We start from the raw sequence: 20,951 nt of genomic DNA on the forward strand, positions 1-20,951 counted from the left end.
TATTTTCTTATTCCAAAGGCATACGATATTCAATGATTCCTGGCTTTTCAGCAACCCAGTTATAAAGTTTTTGGGCGGTATGATTGGTTTCCTGTGTATGCCAATATAAGCGGTCACATTTTTGGGCAATCGCCTGTTTTTGTACATATTCAATCAGGCGTTTACCAATATGCTGACCACGAGTTTCAGGTGACACATATAAGTCTTCCAGATAACAATAATTTTGTTCTGCCCAGGTTGAGCGGTGAATCACATAATGCACAAAGCCTAAAACTTTATCACCCTGTTTGGCAACAGCACAGTACACAGGCTCAGCTTTGTCAAAGAAGCGTTGCCACGTGGTTTCAGTCACCTTAGTGGATAAACAGACCTTATAAAAATCCTGATAGGCTAACCAGTAAGGTATCCATTGTTGATAATCTTGTTGCTGTACTGGAATCACCTGAATTTCTTGGCTTTGCATGATAATACTCCCATGATTTTGTGAGTTAAAAATAGATGAGCAAAGCATAATATTGATATGGTACTGTTTTAAGATACAGTTTTAATATTTTCCACAGTACCAGTTTTGATATGAAAATCTAGGATATTTTTCTATTCATCATCTCCTGAATAAAGATAATAATCACAGTCAATAGAATAAAAGCAACGGCTAACCATAAAATCTCTATGGCTAACTTTTTATCCAGTAAAAAACCACAGATTAGGGGGCCAACCACGCCACCCAGATTAAATCCTGTGGAAACAATACCAAAAGTACGTCCTTCTGCTCCGACAGGCGATGCCTTACGCACCAACATATCTCGGGATGGGGCAATAACGCCCATTAAAAATCCAGCACAGGCAAACGAAGCCACCAATGCCAAAGCAGACATCGGCATACAAATAATCATGATAAGCACTAAGGCAGCACTACCAAACGCTGCCGCAGCAAAAGCTGAATGATGCTGAACTCTATCTGCAATAACTCCACCTGCCAGTACCCCAAATGCACCCGAAAACATAAATGCAGTTAAAGCATAATTCGCTGTGTTGAGGTCAATATGTAATCCATCGATCAGTGAACTGACAGAAAACTTTTCAATCGCCCCTGTGCTTAAGCTGAGCAAGGTAAAAAACAGGGTCAAGATGGCAATGGTTGAAAAATGGATAGCATGAGGGCGAACTTCTGCATGGGAATGTTGTTGTTTTTTATCATATTGACGAGACTGAATATGAATCTGTGAGAGATTCAACATCAGTAATAGACCAACAAGGCTAATGATTGCCGCCAAAGCGAAAGCCCAGTTTATGCCAAAGCTCATGCCTATACTAATCATCATCAATGGCGTAATTGCGGCACCAAAGAAACCTGAAAAAGTATGAATGGAAAAAGCCCGACCCATCTGTTTTGCAGGAATGCCTGTAGAAAGTAAAGCATAGTTTGCAGGGTGATATACACCATTTGCCACACCTGCCAATGCCATTGCAACGATAAGTGAAATATAGGAGGTGCTGATAAAAACTAAAGTGAAGCTGATGGTACCCAGTAATAGGGCATAAATCAGCATCTTTCTTGCCCCAAGACGGTCTACTAAAAAGCCAAATGGAGCTTGTACCAGCAGAGAAACCACATTAAATACACCGATTGCAATGCCCAGTTCCATAAAGGAAACATTGATCGCCTTTGGTAAAATGGGCAATAAAGCAGGTAAAGTCATAATATGAATATGACTAATGGCATGAACAATAGAGATGTAAGTTAAGAGAACTTTAGCACTTCTTTCCAATGGATTGCCTCAAAGTGTTTAAATTGCAAAAAGGGTATGCGTGATACCCTGAATATCAATGGCTGACTCATGAACTGAACTTAAATTTACCATTCAGTACAAGATAAGAAATTAATCCTAGAACTAATCCCCAGAATGCACCACCAATCCCAAATAAGCTAATATTGGCAGCAGTAGCAACAAAGGTAATTAAAGCGGCTTCACGGCTATTAACGTCACTCATGGCATTGGCAAGGCTTCCTGCAATTGTGCCTAACAAGGCAAGCCCAGCCAGTGTGCTAATAAATGCGGTAGGAAATGCTGCAAATACTGCTGCTAATGTCACGCCAAAAATCCCGACCAAAATATAAAATATCCCTGCGGCAATCCCTGCAACCCAGCGTTTTGATGGGTCTTCATGTGATTCTTTACCTGTACAGATTGCTGCGGTAATAGCAGCCAGATTAAACGCATGTGAACCAAAAAATGCCATGATGAATGAGCCTAAACCTGTCACAGCCAGAATCGGTTTGGCACTGGTTTTAAAACCATCATTTTTAAGCACGAATAAACCTGGCATATATTGCCCTGTTAAGGTAATAAGGAATAAAGGCAAGGCAATACTGAGTATCGAGTTAATCGAAAACTCAGGGGCAGTAAAAATTGGGGATGCCAATTTCAACTCAAATCCAGCAAAGTCAATTCGTGATTGCAACATCAGGAAAATAAAACCAAAAACTAAAACGCTGACAATCGCATAGCGTGCTGAAAAACGCTTGGTGATGAGGTAAACAAAAAATAAGGAAATCGCCAGAAATGGGTCAATGGTCATATTGGTAAAGGCAGCGATCCCAAACTGTAATAAAATTCCTGCCAATAAACCTGAGGCAATGCCAATCGGAATCAGGCGAATGAGTTTCTCAAAATAGCCTGTAATCCCTAAAATGACAAAGGCTAAGGCAGAAAGTAGGTATGCCCCAATCGCTTCGGCATAAGGTACGGTCACAAGAGCAGTAATCAGAAAAGCTGCCGCAGGGGTTGACCATGCTGTAATAATCGGTTCTCGTGTGTACCAGCTTAATATTATCCCTGTGATACCGACCCCAATCGAAATCGACCATACCCATGAAGCTGTAAGCTCAGGGCTAAGTCCTGCCATCTGTGCAGCCTGAAAGATTAAAATAAATGTACCGCCATAATTGACAATGACTGAGATTAAACCTGCCATAATTGGGGGCAGCAAATCATTGGAATGACGCTGAAAAGATGAGTATTGACCAGACATAACCCAACCCCTAAAAATTTAAAAATTAAGTAGCAGAGTGTATTTTTAATGATGGTATTGTCATAAGATACAGTTTGGATATTTTTTAAAGTACCAGTTTAATCATGGCAACGTCACCTTCTGCTTATTTTCCACACTTAATTTTGCCCAAAGGGCAGCAAATTAAAGACGGTTTATATTGTATTTTGCGTGATGCGATTTTAGAGGGCCGCCTATCTGCGGGTACAAAATTGCCCTCAAGCCGTACTTTGGCAGAAATGATGTTGATTTCCCGTAATTCGGTCTTGGCAGCGTTGGAACGTCTGCTTGATGAGGGTTATTTAGTCACTAGACCGAGTTCAGGCACGTATGTTGCCGATATTATCCCTGACCAACTGATTCAAATTCAAAATGATAGACAACAAGCGGTATATCAGCCTACGCAAACACTCAACATTAATCCTCATATTGCCAATTTATTGCCAGATTGGCATCAGCAGCGTTTTTCTAACCAAGAAAAGAAAATGTTTCATATAGGTGTGGGTTGTGTGGACTTATTCCCCCATCAACTTTGGGGGAAATTATTAGGTCGAGCATGGCGACAGTCCTATTATCAACTCGGACAATTCCATGATCCACGAGGATATTTGCCATTGCGTCAGGCAATTTGCCAATATGTCCAATCAACACGAGGATTAAACTGTAACGAAGAACAAATTTTGATTGTGAATGGTACACAACAGGCAATTCATCTGGCAGCTTATGCCCTGTTACAGCCACATGACCAAGTATGCTTAGATGAACCAGGTTATGATTCGGCTCTTCATATATTTCGTAGCTTTGGCGTGACGGTACAGCCGATTGAAAGTGATGATGAGGGGATGAAAATCCCTAAGATTATTCAGCACCATGCAGCCAGTAAATTAGTCTATACCGCTCCCTCGCATCAGTTTCCACTGGGTGGCACATTAAGCCTTGCCCGACGTTTTGCCTTACTGGATTGGGCGGCTCAACAGCAAAAATGGATTTTTGAAGATGACTATAACAGCGAGTTTCGTTATGGCACACACCCTATTCAGGCATTGCAGGGTTTAGACCAACAGCAACGGGTGATTTATGCAGGCACATTTTCCAAAATGATGTTTCCTGAATTTCGATTGGGGTTTATGGTCGTCCCTGAAGCCTTAATTGATACAGTTAGTCTGGCAAAATATTATACCGATACTCGTAGTTCTTATCTGGAACAAGTGGCACTGACTGAATTTATAAAAGATGGTCATTATGCTCGGCATGTGCGTAAAATCCGTAAAGCCTGTTACGAACGGCAACAGGTTTTAATTGCAGCAATTCAACATCATCTCTCGGATGTATTGGACGTACAATCTACCGATTCAGGGATTCATTTGGTGTGTTGGCTAAAAGCAAATTGGACAGAGCAGGATTTTATAGCCCAATGTATACAAGTAGGTTTATCAGTACAACCATTATCCCGATATTGTCAGACTTCATCGCAAAAAGCAGCCGTATTGTTTGGTTATGCGGCACATACCCCTGATGAAATCAAAGAGCATATAGAGAAACTGGCAAGACAAATTCAAAAAGAGACGATTTAAGGAATTAGAAAGTTTAAAAAAGAAGTGGCTTCTTCTGTAAGCCTTTCCTCGCTGAGACCTGTAATCAAACATTCAATTTAGTAATAGATAATTTTATATGCAAAAGTAGTTCTGTAATAAGAAATTTTACTGAATAGCCCCAACCAAGAATTTTCGTGTTTTGGGGCTTATAGTTCGTTGAAAATATTTAGAAAACTTTCTCTTAAAAAAATGATCACTGTCCTCATACTAATCGGATATGTATCATTTAACATAATTTGAAGTTATGCGACTTCAGAATGACCTATGATTTTGGAAGGGAATTTAGAACGTTTTCCAACCACTCTTTTAGTTTCCCTTTTTTTTCAAATGTATAAATGTCGTATTCTTCGGGATATTTTTCTTTAAATGCTAGAATAAAATCATCTATTGTAAATGATTCACCTGTAATCGAATTTCGAGTTTTCAAAATCTTTTTATTGATGTCTTTAACAAGATGCCCTTTTTTCTTTCTAGGTAACTTTACATCCTCACCAAATGCTTGTAATGCTAAGAAAGCATCATGTTGTACAGCATAAACTTTATCATTAATCATTAAACGCCAAAGAATATCAATGCTTTGACGGCATTTGAATTTCTTAAGTTGTGCCACAGAAGATTGACGATTTTTATAGCTGAGTTTATCCGCAGCAAGTTTTTTTAGGTCTTCAATGTTTGTAGGTGTAATTTCTTCAAAAGTACATTTTGCCATTTTTAACTGCTTCCATATTTGTGAAATATAAGTGATGATTAAAGTAATAAATATGGTTCAATTTCAATAATTCAATAGAAGTTAAAGAAAAGTCCACGCTATCTAATGGTGGACTCTCATTCCAACTTTTTACAATACTTTGAGCAGAAACCGAGCAGCTTCCGAAACCATACGTTCATCACTTAGACCTGCTTTGCGTAAAATTCTCCAACGAGGCAGAACTTCTGCCTTTATTTTCATCTCAATGAAAATTTTGGTTAAACGTCTAATCTGGTATGTCCCGATATCTTCACTATATTTCTCTAAAAATAATTTGGTTAAAGACAACATATCTAGATTTTTCTCAATGGTTGATACATGGGAGGTCTGTTTCATCCACCATTTTGCTGAACGTCTAGGACTATTTAAATCCCAGAGTAAATCATTGTTAAGCTTAATGAGCTGTTTCACGAAGAATAAATCACGGCTATGCCAATCCACTTTAGTGCCTTGAGGGATATATTTTTGGTGAAAACCCTGATTGGTCTCTAATAACCAATGCTTATCATTACGATATAACCAAGCATATAAAGCGGCATTTAAAAGTCGGGCAGGCTTTACGCCATTTTGTTTGATTAAGTTCAGCCATTTTTCTCTGTTTTTTATGGTGAGATCAGTAAGATGGCTGTTAGGAACATTTACATGATTATCTTGATTTATCTTACGGAAAGAGTGGACTTGGTTGAGAATTTCGGCAAAAGACCATTCTCTATTAATTAAAGCCTCAATCGTAATGATATGTTCCAGATAACTAAAACTTTTGCGATGTTTTCTAAAAATGTGGTGTAGCCAAGAGGTCTCGGAAGTTAAATCGGCTAAACAATACTGCTCTAAAAATTTCTTTGACCAACGGACAGTTATTCTTTCTAAAATACGTTCATGCAAAATTTGGTTTTCCCCCCGAATACAAGCATTCTGCCGAGCCAATTCATAATAAAACATGGTCCATTGTTCATAACTGGGTGACTCAGAGGGAGGCAAGGTCAATAACTCTAACAATTTGGACGTAATAAAAATATCGTCAGGATTAGCAATGGTTTGTTCTGTTTTAGGACATGATTGATGAGATGGAACTAAAAAATCATGCCGATGTAATGATCTTAAATCCAGTTCTGAGTCAATGAGTTGACCATGTTGGATACAGCAAGCACCCTGTATTTGCCATAAGCGGAACCAATAATATTCACCATATTTGTCTAATTGTTCTGCTAAACATTGTGGGCAATAACGTAATTTATGAATAGGTGGGATACGTGAGGCATTAATGCCTAAAGCCAGATGAATCGAACCTTGAAAAACATCAGCCATCCACTTTAAGCATTGTTGTCGTCTTTTTTCGGGCACAAAAGGTGCATAGATTGGAAACAGCGTATGCTGATAGGCGATATCCTGAACGGTAAACTGATGATTCGAAAACTGATGAATAATAGCGTTTAGGTGACAAGGCAAATCTACCGTTGCAATCACCTTGCGGTTTTTAAAGACTTCATCCAGTAATTGTTTAGGACTATCTAAAGCCAAACGAGTCCCTGCCCGAGCCACAGTACTGTAAATCAGCTCGTGTTGGTAAGGCATGGGAAAGTTTAACATAGCTAACTGACCTGTTTGAGCCAGTGATCAATATCAAAAACGATATTGGTTTGAGCTTTTAAATGTTCATAAAAGCTATGTTCACTTTCTTTTTGTGAGAATTGGAAACGTAAGTCTACCGTATCCAAGGTTTGCCATTGATCAGCCTTGGTGCTTTTACCTTGTGATAATTTTGGTTTTGATGACGATGAGCTCGATTCTTGCGGTATATCCTGATTTAACCAACGCATAATAATAGGGAGTAGCTCAGTTAATTTTCGATCTGGATGTTCTTTAAATGCTCTTTTCACAAGGGGGATTAAAAGCTGGGAATCATAACCAAGCTCAAGCAATAAATTATGCAAGCGTATGGATTCAGCATGCCCTCGATATTCCGCCAGTTGGTCATTTTGATCTAGGCTACTTTCTTCAATTCGGGAGATCAATTTTAATAATTGCCGATCTACTTCAGGTGTAATCAAGTCGGAATATTCTGCAATTCGTCTTGCATCACCAGAGCGTAAAACATCTATAATTTTATGAATCGGTTTAAAATCTTCCTGAAATGTGGTTTTAAGCAGTTTAACCGTAATGCGTTCCAAACCTGATTCAATTGCTCGTATCTGTGCCAGAACGAACAGTTTGACCACAATGTCCAGAATACCCTGACTCAGATCAAACCAGCATTGGCGTAATTCTTCAGACAATACAGGGTCCGATTTTCTCAACCATTGATATTTCCAGAGTGAATCAGTAAATGTCATCCATTCGGATTTTCTGACTTTTCCATCTGGTGTAGTGATTGCAGGCTCATTTTTCATTGGTTCCCAATGAATTGAACCCAAACCTACCGCTCTACGTGATGAGCGGAGATCTCGCTCAAAGATTTGAATTGCTTTAGGTGTCCCAACCATGACGATGGGGAGACTATAAATATTGACTAAGGTAACAAAGAAATTGAGCATCTCATCCGAATTTTTGGATCGATTTGCCAATAAATGTTGAATTTCATCAATGACTAATAAGCCAATGGCATGCAGATGGGCAATATGTCCCATAAGCTGTAATAGCTTTTGTTCATTATGGCGTTTTTGCGTATATTGCTTTTCGTAATTTGTTCCCAATGCACGATCTACTGCACTAAAGAAATTTAAATATAAAGACTTAAGTGAACCATTATAAGGACAGTCGATTTTTAAATAGACAAGTTGGGTAAAGTTATGCTCAGGGTGGTAAATCTTTTGTTTATAGTTTTTTAAGATTCGGTTTAGTGTTGTGGTTTTTCCACTGCCAGAAAAACCAATAAAGGTAAGGCTCTGGGCGGTAGAACGTATATCATTAGAGGGTGTTGGTTCAAAATTGTTGGATAAAGCAATTTGATGACTACGGTTTAGAATTCGATTAAAGTCACCAGTCACAATATTCCTCCCCACATAGCCTTTCCTCAGCATGATGGAGATTTTCTGCTCTAATTCTAAGTGTCTGCGGATAGGATGAAAAAAGTTATTAAATAACTGTGAAATAATATGGGCACGAGTATTATTCGGTAACTGTCGATCAGATTGTTTAAATTCGATTGAACCTTTTATCGCTTGAATCGTATCTTGTGCCTCAAAAATGGGTGGCAAAGCCTCGATAAAAGGATTTCCCTGATAATCTGAAACTGGGCTAGGTGTATATACTGCATAATCATTTTGATTGGTCATAAACATATCCTAGAGTAGAGCTACATGTATTAATCATCATCTGAGTGATCAATATCTTCCAGCAAATCCTGATAAATACCAAAAGTAAGTTGGTAATCCTCATCATGTTCCAGCTTCTGTTTGGGCTTAGGCATCTGAATAATGTTATTTGTTGATTCAGATACTGTTTCAGTTGGTTGTTCAGGAAGTGGATTTTTCAGATAATCTGTTTTCCTCGCCAAACGTTCATGATTCTTTTCCCGTTGACGGTTTTCCCTAATGCCAGTAACACGTTGTTTTTTGCTTGATGCTGTCTTTGGATTTTGAGCATTGGCCTGAGCAATAATGGATTCTATATGTTCTTCAAGAGCAGCTTTAGATTTATTGGTTTCCAGTTCTTGAATTGCTTGGGTTTGCTTCTGTTCCTGTTGAACCTGCCAAACTTCCCAGAAACTACAACCAACAAATTCTCTTGATCTTGGTGCAAGTGTGGCTTCCCAATAATGAAGACTATCATCTTGATAAAAAACATAAATTATTTCAGCATTACTCGGGTCATAAGCAACTTGTAAAGTATCTGGTCTTGAGATTGATTTTTTACGGTGCATCCAGCCTTGTTGATTAATCTCAGCACAATAATAGAATACACCAAAAACTTTGAGCCCAAGATCAGATAAGGTTGCTTTGGTTTTAGGAAGCAGTGCAACACGTAATGCCTTTTCGGAAACCTGTTTTAATCTGCCCACTCGGTTTTGTATACCCCAGTTCCAGAGATGAATCGGAACTAAGGGTAAATCCGTTGGCATATCAAGATCACGATCATACTTTTTTAATTGGTGTGTCAGGTTGTAGGTGAGGATTGAACCAATAATAATTTGCTTAAAATCATGAATTGTTAAAGTAGCATCTAGACGATAATCTGAGCCACCTCGTTTTTTTTCTTTAAAGGGCTGTACCACACCCTGAGCAAAAGGTTTAAATTTTGCTTGAGCAGTTCTGAAATAACGTTCTACAATAGGCTTTAAATCCCCACGATATGGCGCAGTATTTTCAATCCGAATTGAGAAACTATGTTCGAGTGCCTCAATCTGATGACCTAATAATTCTCCACGATCCGCTAAAATCGCATCAGGCAATCCAATACAAGGCCACTCTTCACTGGTAATTTCATAACCATATTGTTTGCATAACTCCACTTTATCGGTCATAGCGACTTGTAGAGCCTGCATTGCGGTTACATATGAAGCATTCTCAAAACCAATATAAAAACCGACCACCATTCTGCTAAATACGTCAACAACGAAGTAAATCGTTGGTCTTCCCACAATACAGGCACGATCAGAATCTGAAACAAGATAGATATCAGCAATCGTTGCATCAATCTCATAACGTGATCCTGGCCCTAAGACTTGGGTATTCACTGTCGAGTGAAGTGCCCGAATGTCCTTGTTATAGAGAATTGGATTGCTACGGGCAGTAAGTTGAGCAACTTTAGGAAATTCACGTTCATAAAAATGTTTAAATTGCCATATTGATGGAATCTCAGTATCTGGAACTTCAGGAAATAATGAATGATACATCGTATAGAACTTACGGTAGGCATAACCTAAAGAATGTTTATCCTTGGTTAACATATATTTATTGATATTAATTCTAAATAGTCGCTCTATGTTTACATCAATAAGTGCCCCTGTACCTGGCATAAGTTTTCTGGGTCGTCCCAGCTTTTTATCTTTGGCAACTCGTTTACTGCCTTTAGCACCAGAATTTTGATAACTCGGAATAAGTGCATTAGGTATTTGACCTCGTTGCCAATATCGACGGGCAAGCCTGTAAATCGTCTGGTGAGTAGATTTCTGCTGCTCCAATATACGTTTAACAAGGTCAAAGCGAATAGATGGGTCAAAAAATTGATCATGTGTAATGAGCGGTTTGATTAACGCCATTCCAGCATCACGTTTTTGCTGCTGGATACTACCCTCAACAACTTTTAGCAATGCGATATCTGCAAAGGGGTCTTCAATCCATTCAGCTTCGTTTGCTTCTATAGATTTAGTTAACTCATTTTTTTCGATAAGAAAGGGGTTAGCACTCTGACTATCAATATCAATCCATACGATGTGATAAAGTGTCATTTTAAGGATACGAAAAGATGTATCTTGCAGCTTATAAACATCATTGATTCGAAACATGGCGAATTTCCTCCCACACTTCAACATCACCTAATGTAATTTCAGATAATTTGAGCTTTTTATAGTCCTTGGTGATATCAAAAATAAAATAACGTTGAGCAAGAAGCTCTCGAATTTCTGATAGCGATGAACCCAGTTCTAAATCATATGCCTGATCTAATTTTTTACTTAATTCAATTAATGTGAGATGAGGATATTGAGCAAATTTCTGCATATAGTCATCGAGATTTTCATAAACAGGAAGAGAAGATTCCCTCATAGCAGGATAGAGCCATTTGATATTGTGAAGTACAGTCGCAGGAATATCTTTTTCTGTAAGAATGTACCAAGGTATCTTTGTACTTTCCCAATATCTTCGTTCTAGCTCAAGTTTTTCAATGGTTCTGATATCTTCCAAATCTGTTACATACTTGGTTTGGAGAACAAAATTGGGTTGCGTGGAATCTTTATGATCTACATAAAAATCTGAACTCATAATTTGTAGGGCATCACGAACTCTAGGATGAGTAATTTGAGCTTGTTCTGCAATTTGAGTTGTGGCTTGAAGTGGTAAAGGAAACTGTTCCCGAATATCAGTAACTGATGGATTCCAGTCTAAAAGTAGAAAGGTTGCAAGTTCTAAATCAGACAATAAGTGATGTGTACGTTTAGTTGTGTGCCCATATACCCGATGTGAGCGACCTTTTGAACCAAAATCACGAACAGTCACCCAAGGCTTATAACTCTTTAAGTAGCCCTGACCACGACCTTCTTTAATCCAATTGTCTTGTTGTTTTTCAGTCGCCATAGCAAATCGCCTGCTACTCTCATTAATTTAAGAATAGCAGGCGATTGTTATTTGAGCAATATGAGATGATACTTTATTACCTAAGATGAAACTATATTACTTAGGATGATACTTTATTAATCTCATACATTTAAATCATTGAATTTAATCAATATTATTCCACTGTTACGCTTTTTGCCAAGTTTCTAGGCTGGTCGACATCTGTACCACGTAAAACCGCCACATGGTAAGACAACAACTGCACAGGAATACTATACACAATTGGCGCAAGCAACGCGCTGACCTGTGGTACATAAACCACATGCTGGCGTTCTTTATCTGCAGGAATGCCGCTGTGTTCATCTGCAAATACAAACAGCTCACCACCACGTGCCTGTACTTCTTCCATATTGGATTTCAGTTTATCCAGCATGTCATCTTGCGGTGCTAAAATCACCACAGGCATGTCATTATCGACCAATGCCAATGGGCCGTGCTTTAATTCACCCGCAGCATAACCTTCTGCGTGAATATATGAAATTTCTTTCAGTTTCAAAGCACCTTCCAAGGCGATTGGGAATTGTGTGCCACGACCCAAGAACAAGCAGTGATTTTTCTCTACAAACAATTCAGACAAACGTAAAATTGCCGTATCATTTTGCAAAGTATCTAAAATCACTTTTGGTGTGTGCCATAAGCCTGCAATAATTTCAGCTGTTTCTGTCGCTGCAATTGCATTTTTCACCTGACCAATTTTGAGCACCAATAGCATTAATGCTGCCAATTGTGTCGTAAAGGCTTTGGTCGATGCCACACCAATTTCAGGGCCTGCGAGTGTCAACAAACTATGATTGGTTTCACGCACCATAGATGAAGTTGCCACGTTACAAATGGTCATGGTGCTAATATTTAAGCCTTTTGCAGCAGCACGTTTTTGCGTATCACGTAAAGCAGCTAAAGTATCTGCAGTTTCACCAGATTGTGAAATGCACACATACAATGTGTTATTCACAATGACTGGGGTGCGATAACGGTATTCGCTGGCAATTTCCACATGACATGGCAAGTTAATTAGCTGTTCAAACCAGTATTTTGCAATCATCCCTGCATGGTAGCTGGTACCGCAGGCAATAATCTGTACCTGTTGAATCTTGGCAAAATCAAGCTCGGCATCTTTCAGGAAATCTTCACGTAAAGCGTTGCCATTCAATGCTTGTGAAATGGTTTGTTGAATTGCTTCAGGCTGCTCATAAATTTCTTTGAGCATGTAGTGTTTATATTCACCCTTCGATGCATTGCTTACAGTTGCATCCAACTCTTTTACAGGGCGTTCAACCGTTTGACCGTTTACAAAAACTTCAATGCTGTCGCGAGTTAAGCGTGCGATATCACCTTCTTCCAAATACATAAAACGGTTGGTGATTGGCAATAATGCCAATTGGTCTGAACTGATAAAGTTTTCGCCAATACCGACCCCAATCACTAAAGGCGAACCTTCACGTACCGTGATCAATTCATCTGGATAATCGGTATGGATAATTCCAAGTGCATAAGCACCTTTCAGTTGTGGTACGACTTGCTGTACTGCAGCCAATAAATTCGGTGCAGTTTTAAGGGCATGGTCGACCAAGTGCGCAACCACTTCAGTATCCGTTTGAGAACTGAACACATAGCCTAAAGCTTCTAGCTCATCTTTCAGTTCTTGATAATTTTCGATAATACCGTTGTGTACGACAGCAACATTGCCAGAAATATGCGGATGCGCATTGTTTTCTGTCGGTTTACCATGTGTTGCCCAACGTGTGTGTGCAATACCGAGTGAACCTGTGACTTGAGAATCAAGTACTGCTTGTTCAAGATTTGCTACTTTACCGACACGACGCTCACGCAAGACCTGACCTTGACTAATCAATGCCAAACCTGCGGAATCATAACCGCGATATTCTAAACGCTTTAAACCTTCAATGAGGATATTGGTAATACTACGTTCTGCAACGCCACCGACAATACCGCACATAGGAACTTCCTCTTATTTTTTCAATTTCTGTGGACGTTGATAATTTTCTTTAGTGAACTGTTTAGAACGTTCCACAGCTAAACACTGTTCTGCAACATCACGGGTAATGGTCGAGCCTGCGCCTACCGTTGCACCATTGGCAATGGTGACAGGTGCAACCAATGAACTATTTGAACCAATAAAGACTTGGTCACCAATAATAGTTTTAAATTTATTGGCACCATCATAATTGCAAGTAATCGTACCTGCACCAATATTGCTGCCTGCACCCACTTCGGCATCACCTAAGTAGGTAAAGTGGTTGGCTTTGGAGCCTAAACCAATTTGACTGTTTTTCACTTCAACAAAGTTGCCAATATGCACTTCATTGGCCAATACCGCACCCGGACGTAAACGTGAGAATGGACCAATTTGCGCAGCTTCACCTACAACCGCTTGGTCAAATACGCTATACGGCTGAACTTTAGTGCCCGCAGCAATTTTGGTGTTTTTGAGGATACAACCTGCACCAATTTCTACGCCATCACCCAGTTCGCAATCGCCTTCAATAATTACGTTAATATCAATGCGAACGTCTTTACCTGCAGTGAGATTACCACGTAAATCAAAACGGGTTGGGTCTATTAAATGCACACCTTGTTGCATGAGTTGCTTGGCTTGGAAGTTCTGGAACTCGCGTTCTAATGCAGCCAATTGCACACGGTCATTCACGCCTTCTACTTCAAAAGCCAGTTGAGGTTCTACCGATGCAACTTCTAAACCATCGGCAATTGCCATCGCCACAATATCGGTCAGGTAATATTCACCCTGCGCATTGTTATTGCTCAGTTTTGGCAGCCATTCATGTAATTTGGCATTGCTGACGCAGTAAATACCCGTGTTGATTTCTTGAATTTGACGCTGTGCTTCAGATGCATCTTTATGTTCAACAATCGCTTGAATTTTACCGTTTTCACGCACAATACGACCATAACCCGTGGCATCGGCAAGGGTGAGTGTCACCAATCCAATTTGGGTTTCACGTGAAACATCGAGCAGCTTTTGTAAAGTTTGCTCTGTAATGCAAGGTACATCTCCAGATAAAATTAGGGATACGCCTTCATGTGGTAAAACAGGCAAAGTCACTTTGACTGCGTGACCTGTGCCGAGCTGTTCCGCTTGTTCGACCCACTGCACCTGTTCATGTGCAAACGCATTTTGAACCAAAGTACCGCCGTGACCGTAAATGGTAATAATATGATCGGCTTGTAATTTTTTTGCGGTATCAATCACGTGACCCAAGAGTGGGCGTCCTGCAAGAGGTTGTAATACTTTTGGTAAATTTGAACGCATGCGCGTGCCTTTACCTGCAGCAAGAATAATCACGGTAGTAGACATGTTGAATCCTAGTGATGGCTAAACCAAAGTAAAAGATAAATAAATATAAATACATAATGCGGCCCAAAGACCCGCAATAATATCGTCCAGCATGATGCCAAAACCACCCTCGACCCGACGGTCAATCACACGTATTGGCCAAGGTTTCCACACATCAAATAGTCGGAATAGGGCAAAACCCACAATTACCCAGACCCAGCTGATTTGATTGATAAAAATCAGGGGTAAAAAGGTAATCGATTGTCCTGCAAATTCATCCCAAACAATACGACCATCATCATGTACGCCCATAACCTGTGCAGTACGTCCACAGATATATATGCCAACGAGGGACATGATGGCAATGGCAAAAAGGCTTGGAATGAAACCAAGCGCGAACCAAATGGGAATGAACAGTAGGGCAAAGGCCGAACCAAAGGTACCGGGAGCTTTGGGTAGTAGACCTGAACCGAAGCCAACACCACAGCATACAATCAGTCGGTCAGTCCAAGACATGGCTTTGAAATTAATCGCGGGTTTTTGCAAAGTGTTGGTATCCATGAAAATGAAGTGAACGATCTACGCCATTCTGTTCAAAGCTTAAGCGGTTTTGGTTGTTAATTTTGCCAATAATATGAATAGAGGTATTCAGCGGTTTTTGCAAAAGCTGCTGATAATTTTGTGGGCTTATTGTAAAGCATAACTCATAGTCATCGCCACCTGCCAAGGCATATTGCCACTGCTTTTGTTGTGGTAATTCGGTTAATGCAGCATCTATAGGCAGTTGGCTGAGTTCAATACAAGCACCGACCTGAGAGGCTTTGAGAATATGCCCTAAATCTTGTGCCAAGCCATCTGAAACATCAATCATGCTTGAAGCCAGACCTTTGAGTTGTTGCCCGAGTTGGCAGCGAGGTGTCGGGTAGTCTAAGCGTTGTTTTAAGGGGTGATCGAGATGATCTAAACCAAAAGCGGCATCGCCGACTTGTCCGCTGACACAAATATAATCGCCGACTTGTGCGCCTGAACGTGGAATTGCTTGTCCTTGTTCAATCCAGCCTAAGGCGGTAACGGAAATGGTGAGATGCTGGCTTTGTGTGGTATCTCCACCTATTAAACTTACCCCGAATTGATCGCAACAATCATGTAAACCCTGACTAAAACCTTTGAGCCAGTCATGATCAATTTGGGGTAGGCTCAATGCCAGTAAAATACTGTGTGGGGTGGCACCCATGGCGGCAATGTCAGATAAATTGACCGCAACCGATTTCCAACCAATCGCATGTGGGTTGGTATCGAGGGGGAAATGTCGTCCAGCGACTAAAGTGTCGGCACAAATGACCAATTGTTGTTGCGGCGGAGGGGTGAGCAGAGCTGAGTCATCACCGACACCTAAATCGACTGCATCGGGACGCGGTCTGTTGAAATAGGTCTCAATAATGGAAAACTCAGCCATACAACAATCGACTCAATACTTTGAATTAGTTGCTTTGTTGCTTTTCTGCTGCACGTAAGCTGTTGGCAAGACGGTCTAATACACCATTGATGTATTTGTGGCTGTCTGCACCACCAAAGTGTTTTGCCAATTCAATCGCTTCATCCAATACCACACGGTATGGAATTTCCAGATGTTGTTCTAACTCATAAGCACCTAAACGTAAGGTGGCGAGTTCAACACCATCGAGGGCTTGAATGTCACGATCAAGAACAGGCACCAGTAATGCATCCAATGCTTCATGATTGGCAACCACTTGAGTCAACAATTCATGATAATAGCCGAGATCCACTTTGTGCATGGCATTTTCCACACGGGTACGTGCTTCAATTTCATGTACTGGATTGTGGCTCATCTGCCATTCATAAATACCTTGCACAGCAAAACGACGTGCTTTACGTTTTGCTGCATAAGTTGCTTGAAGTGTTTGCGACATAGCGTTAAATAGCCTTTAACAAGTTAACCATTTCAATTGCAGTTAAGGCAGCTTCACTTCCTTTATTACCTGCTTTTGTTCCAGAGCGTTCAATTGCTTGTTCAATACTATCCGTAGTCAATACACCGTTAATCACAGGTAAGCCAGTATCTAAACCAACCACACCTAAGCCTTTGGCACATTCGCCTGCAACAAAGTCAAAGTGTGGAGTGCTACCGCGAATCACTGCGCCGAGTGCAATAATGGCATCATAACCATTCGATGCAGCTAATTTTTTAGCCACAACAGGAAGTTCCCAAGCGCCTGGTGCATGAACAACGGTGATATTATCCTCTGATACGCCATGACGTTTCAATGTGTCAATTGCGCCATCAAGCAAATGCTCAACCACAAAACTATTAAAACGACCGACTAAAATCGCATAACGGCCTTCGCTAGCGAGATGTAATAAACCTTCAATACGGCGAATTGCCATAGCAACCTCGATTATTTCTCTGATGTTGGATCTGCGGTGATATATTCCACCACTTCTAAGTTAAAGCCTGATAAAGCATTGAAACGTAATGGTGAGCTGAGTAGCTTCATTTTTTCAACGCCTAAATCACGTAAAATTTGTGCACCCACGCCAATGGTTTGGTATTGCTGTGACAATGCAGCATTGGCTTTGCCTTGTTTCGGGGATTTAAGGCTGTCTAGGGCAGGGCCCAAGTCTTGCAATTGAGCTTGACCAATCCAGACCAAAACACCACGTTCACTGTTGGCAATTTCTTTTAAAGCACGGTCTAAATTCCAAGTTGCCGAACCATCTGCTTTTTTCAGCTTCAGCAAATCACGGGTTGGATTAAAACCATGCACACGTACTGTGGTAACGCCTTCTTTCGGCTCGCCTTTGACCAATGCCAAGTGAATGTCTGGGTTCCCCAGTTCACGGTAGCGATATAAGTCAAAAGTACCATATTCGGTGTCGATGCTTTGCTGATCCAAACGCTCTACAGTTTGTTCATTGGTCATGCGATAGTGGATTAAATCGGCAATAGTACCAATTTTTAACCCGTGCTTTTCAGCAAAAATTTCTAAATCTGGACGACGCGCCATCGTGCCGTCTTCATTGATGATTTCACAAATTACCGATGCAGGCTCTAAACCTGCCAAACGGGCAAGATCACAACCTGCTTCGGTATGTCCTGCACGGTGCAATACACCACCTGGCTGTGCCATGAGTGGGAAAATATGCCCAGGCTGAACAATATCGGCAGGCTTGGCATGTGCAGCGACAGCGGTTTGAATGGTATGCGCACGTTCTGCGGCAGAAATACCCGTGGTAATGCCTTCAGCAGCTTCAATCGACAAAGTAAAGTTCGTACCGTGTTGTGCACCATTGGCATCAACCATTAACGGTAGGTTTAATTGCTGGCAACGGTCACGACTTAAGGTTAAGCAAACAAGACCACGCGCGTGTGTGATCATGAAGTTGATATCTTCAGGGCGAACGTGGGTTGCGGCAATGACTAAATCACCTTCATTTTCACGATCTTCATCATCCATGAGGATGACCATTTTTCCTGCACGGATATCTGCTACAAGCTCTTCGACAGTATTGAGCGGCATCAACCTTCACCTTCTTATTTGTCTGAAACGACATTGAATGAGAGAGATGCATAGTCTAACGGTTTTTTACCTGTTTTGCCTATGCTTATCATTTTCATTGCGTGACTTATGGTTATACACAGTGTCATCAGGCTTGGAAAGAGGTGAAAAGGAGGATTTGCTGCGTTGCTGTAGATTGTTTAGGCAATTAAGATGAAATGCAAAATCTGTGAAAAATAAAACTGTAGAGGGCATAGGATATTATCGCCCTCATTCTCGCCTTCACTTGAGCCCAGTTGGGTTTTGGGAGAAGGCAAGAATCAGAGATGAGATAATTCATTAAATTCAGGTATAAGAGAATTTCTGTTTAGCGCTCACGTAAGGCTTCTTTGGCTTTGTTGAATGGTTTGATCAGATAATCCAACACCGTTTTTTCACCCGTTTTAATATCGACTGTTGCGACCATGCCTGGGGTATATCAAACGCTTGTCCTGCTTTGTTGCTGAGTTTGTCTGAATCGGTACGGATATAAACCCTTATCTTGGGATATTTTCTATTTCATATTACATCTTGTTTTGAGCGTTTTGGTTGTAAAATAAAACTGATTAAAAAATCCACAAAATGATCAACCTTTTTGACTGAGCGCTGAAAACATAAAAAATAAACGCTTTTCTGTGATTAATTGCACAATAAATGCAAAAAAGTCATGTCTTGCATATCCTTAATTGTCTTTGTGTGGTTAGAATATAACAACTGTGCCCAAGATCTCTCACGTCTGTTATGAATATATTAATCGTTGATGATCATCCGCTGTTTCGCCATGCCTTAATTCAGGCGGTTCGTTATAGCTTACCGCAAGCTCAAATTCATGAAACTGCTGCAGTTAATGAATTGTACGAACGTTTGGAAAATGGACCTGAGCCTGATCTTGTTTTATTGGACTTGAATTTACCAGGGGCATCGGGCTTTTCTGCATTGGTGCATGTGCGTGCGCAATATCCATCTATCCCAATTATTGTGGTGTCCGCTCACGAAGAAGCATCGATTATTCAACGTTCAATTGCGCATGGGGCGATGGGTTATATCCCAAAATCGGCACATCCGAGCCATATTGGTGAAGCAATTCGTCAAATTTTAGAAGGTGAGATTTGGTTGCCGCCAAACTTGGCTGCGAATGTTAACTTTGACCCTCGCGCTGCAGATGAAACGGCTTTGGCTGAACGTATTCAGTCTTTAACACCACAGCAATTCCGTGTATTGATGATGGTGGCAGAAGGTTTGTTGAATAAGCAAATTGCCTATGAATTAGATGTTTCTGAAGCGACGATTAAAGCGCATGTGACCGCAATTTTCCGTAAATTGGGTGTGCAAAATCGTACTCAGGCGGTATTGGCAATCAATGCGTTAAATATTGAAGAAAAGAAAATGTAAGATGTGACTGATCTGTAAAAGATGAGTTTAAAACCGCTGTGTTGATCTGGAAGATTGAGCAGCGGTTTTTTTATTGGGTGGGTGGTTGGCTGATTATGACCTTTTTAAAAAGCTAATTCGCTTTAGGATGTGACATTTAGCGTTCAGGTTGTTGATGTGCTTAAAACCTAAAAGGAATATTGTCTTATTCCTTTAGCTGTATGGCATAAACATATTCAGGCTTTCATGTCGATAAAACTGACAAAAATCGACATGAGAGAGTTGTCATGTCGATGACATAAACATATTCAGGTTGTCATGTCGATAAAATGGGTAAAAATCAACATGAGCTGAATAGCTATCAGTCTAATGCAGGCGATATGCTTCTTTCAGATTCTTAGGCTTTGATTGTATCTGTACCCATAAATCCAATCGTGTGAAGTTGTCCTCAGCGAGAAAACCCGCCACTAATAAGAAATACATAGAAGGACGAATATGTTTTAATAGTAATAGATGAATGGTGATTTGAATAAATCATACCTAAGTGAGTAGGGGGCTTTCCCCTATATGGGTTCAACTTTTAGAATTCACGATAACCAAGCCCGCCAGCCGTGATATGTGCTAGATTTCGATCATAGGTAATTATTTGGCTTTCTTTTCCGATGGTTTTATTTTTCTGACTTGAGCATCTGTAAGCATTGCAATGATTCCACAGAATTGGGGGTATAGTTTTGGGGGTAATTTATTATACCCCTAGTTATAACCCCAACTAGATCAAGCTTGCAATAGATAAAGTGGATTGCATTAAACATAAAAAAGGCCTAAACCCTTTAGATTCAAGCCCTTAAAACTACGGGATAATACCGTAAACAACTAATTTGGCGGTGAAAGAGGGATTCGAACCCTCGATACGCTATTAACGTATACACACTTTCCAGGCGTGCTCCTTCAGCCACTCGGACACTTCACCATAGGCGGTGGATAATAACCAAAAAATAGTACAAAGCCAAGTTGAAAAATTTGATTTAGAGAAAAACTTTCAGC

At 40.4% G+C, this 20,951-nt stretch carries 17 protein-coding genes, 1 tRNA gene and 1 pseudogene; 2 read left to right on the forward strand and 17 right to left on the reverse strand.

Annotation, left to right across the window (positions count from 1 at the left end; translation table 11 throughout):
* Positions 1 to 7 precede the first annotated feature (7 nt).
* The 3 genes from HYG89_RS09095 to HYG89_RS09105 form a co-directional block, all read right to left on the reverse strand.
* Positions 8 to 463 (reverse strand): GNAT family N-acetyltransferase, encoded by a 456-nt coding sequence (locus HYG89_RS09095; protein ID WP_004910135.1) that lies wholly within the window; start codon positions 461 to 463, stop codon positions 8 to 10.
* 118 nt (positions 464 to 581) lie between these two features.
* A complete protein-coding gene (locus HYG89_RS09100; protein WP_109426800.1) occupies positions 582 to 1,769 on the reverse strand; it encodes an MFS transporter in 1,188 nt (395 codons plus the stop codon).
* A gap of 67 nt (positions 1,770 to 1,836) precedes the next feature.
* Entirely contained in the window at positions 1,837 to 3,033 is a 1,197-nt protein-coding gene (locus HYG89_RS09105; RefSeq protein WP_004910129.1) for a benzoate/H(+) symporter BenE family transporter, read from the reverse strand.
* Between the two features lie 104 nt (positions 3,034 to 3,137).
* Here HYG89_RS09105 and HYG89_RS09110 point away from each other — a divergent pair, with 104 nt between their 5' ends.
* A complete protein-coding gene (locus tag HYG89_RS09110; protein WP_178867186.1) occupies positions 3,138 to 4,625 on the forward strand; it encodes a PLP-dependent aminotransferase family protein in 1,488 nt (495 codons plus the stop codon).
* 283 nt (positions 4,626 to 4,908) lie between these two features.
* On the opposite strand, the gene HYG89_RS09115 is transcribed toward HYG89_RS09110, so the two are convergent.
* The 13 genes and pseudogenes from HYG89_RS09115 to HYG89_RS09175 all read right to left on the reverse strand — a co-directional run.
* Complete coding sequence (locus HYG89_RS09115; protein WP_004777553.1) at positions 4,909 to 5,355, reverse strand: hypothetical protein; 447 nt, start codon at positions 5,353 to 5,355, stop codon at positions 4,909 to 4,911.
* A gap of 129 nt (positions 5,356 to 5,484) precedes the next feature.
* The gene (locus HYG89_RS09120) at positions 5,485 to 6,984 is read right to left on the reverse strand and encodes a TnsD family Tn7-like transposition protein (protein ID WP_178867188.1); all 1,500 of its coding nucleotides are present in this window, start codon (positions 6,982 to 6,984) and stop codon (positions 5,485 to 5,487) included.
* Positions 6,985 to 6,986: 2 nt separating this feature from the next.
* The gene (locus tag HYG89_RS09125) at positions 6,987 to 8,669 is read right to left on the reverse strand and encodes an AAA family ATPase (RefSeq protein ID WP_004777549.1); all 1,683 of its coding nucleotides are present in this window, start codon (positions 8,667 to 8,669) and stop codon (positions 6,987 to 6,989) included.
* A 29-nt stretch (positions 8,670 to 8,698) separates the two neighbouring features.
* Positions 8,699 to 10,840, reverse strand: a complete 2,142-nt coding sequence (locus tag HYG89_RS09130) for a Mu transposase C-terminal domain-containing protein (protein WP_004777546.1) — start codon at positions 10,838 to 10,840, stop codon at positions 8,699 to 8,701.
* Positions 10,824 to 11,627 carry a heteromeric transposase endonuclease subunit TnsA gene (locus HYG89_RS09135; protein ID WP_004777545.1) on the reverse strand — a complete coding sequence of 268 codons (804 nt, stop codon included), beginning with the start codon at positions 11,625 to 11,627 and terminating at the stop codon, positions 10,824 to 10,826. The genes HYG89_RS09130 and HYG89_RS09135 overlap by 17 nt, the downstream gene beginning before the upstream one ends.
* Before the next feature lie 154 nt (positions 11,628 to 11,781).
* Positions 11,782 to 13,623 (reverse strand): glutamine--fructose-6-phosphate transaminase (isomerizing), encoded by a 1,842-nt coding sequence (gene glmS, locus HYG89_RS09140; RefSeq protein WP_178867190.1) that lies wholly within the window; start codon positions 13,621 to 13,623, stop codon positions 11,782 to 11,784.
* Between the two features lie 12 nt (positions 13,624 to 13,635).
* Positions 13,636 to 15,000: a bifunctional UDP-N-acetylglucosamine diphosphorylase/glucosamine-1-phosphate N-acetyltransferase GlmU gene (glmU, locus tag HYG89_RS09145; RefSeq protein WP_004974345.1), complete on the reverse strand. Its 1,365-nt coding sequence runs from the start codon at positions 14,998 to 15,000 to the stop codon at positions 13,636 to 13,638.
* 18 nt (positions 15,001 to 15,018) lie between these two features.
* Positions 15,019 to 15,540 carry a phosphatidylglycerophosphatase A gene (locus HYG89_RS09150; RefSeq protein ID WP_096902633.1) on the reverse strand — a complete coding sequence of 174 codons (522 nt, stop codon included), beginning with the start codon at positions 15,538 to 15,540 and terminating at the stop codon, positions 15,019 to 15,021.
* Complete coding sequence (thiL, locus tag HYG89_RS09155; RefSeq protein WP_178867193.1) at positions 15,506 to 16,435, reverse strand: thiamine-phosphate kinase; 930 nt, start codon at positions 16,433 to 16,435, stop codon at positions 15,506 to 15,508. Before thiL ends, HYG89_RS09150 begins: the two co-directional genes overlap by 35 nt.
* 25 nt (positions 16,436 to 16,460) lie before the next feature.
* Positions 16,461 to 16,910, reverse strand: a complete 450-nt coding sequence (gene nusB / locus HYG89_RS09160; RefSeq protein ID WP_004974349.1) for a transcription antitermination factor NusB — start codon at positions 16,908 to 16,910, stop codon at positions 16,461 to 16,463.
* 4 nt (positions 16,911 to 16,914) lie between these two features.
* Positions 16,915 to 17,385 (reverse strand): 6,7-dimethyl-8-ribityllumazine synthase, encoded by a 471-nt coding sequence (ribE, locus tag HYG89_RS09165; RefSeq protein WP_004974350.1) that lies wholly within the window; start codon positions 17,383 to 17,385, stop codon positions 16,915 to 16,917.
* Between the two features lie 11 nt (positions 17,386 to 17,396).
* Positions 17,397 to 18,518 carry a bifunctional 3,4-dihydroxy-2-butanone-4-phosphate synthase/GTP cyclohydrolase II gene (gene ribBA / locus HYG89_RS09170; protein ID WP_096902634.1) on the reverse strand — a complete coding sequence of 374 codons (1,122 nt, stop codon included), beginning with the start codon at positions 18,516 to 18,518 and terminating at the stop codon, positions 17,397 to 17,399.
* A gap of 346 nt (positions 18,519 to 18,864) precedes the next feature.
* A pseudogene (locus tag HYG89_RS09175) lies at positions 18,865 to 19,034 on the reverse strand (secretion protein HlyD); the annotation flags it as partial.
* Between the two features lie 243 nt (positions 19,035 to 19,277).
* Between HYG89_RS09175 and HYG89_RS09180 the strand changes: the two are divergent.
* Positions 19,278 to 19,928, forward strand: coding sequence for a response regulator transcription factor (locus tag HYG89_RS09180; protein ID WP_178867195.1), 651 nt, complete (start codon positions 19,278 to 19,280; stop codon positions 19,926 to 19,928).
* Between the two features lie 858 nt (positions 19,929 to 20,786).
* Here the strand turns inward: HYG89_RS09180 and HYG89_RS09185 are convergent.
* Positions 20,787 to 20,877 (reverse strand) — tRNA-Ser (locus tag HYG89_RS09185).
* Positions 20,878 to 20,951 lie beyond the last annotated feature (74 nt).

The sequence above is a fragment of the Acinetobacter sp. SwsAc5 genome (assembly GCF_013391485.1).
Classification (GTDB): domain Bacteria; phylum Pseudomonadota; class Gammaproteobacteria; order Pseudomonadales; family Moraxellaceae; genus Acinetobacter; species Acinetobacter towneri.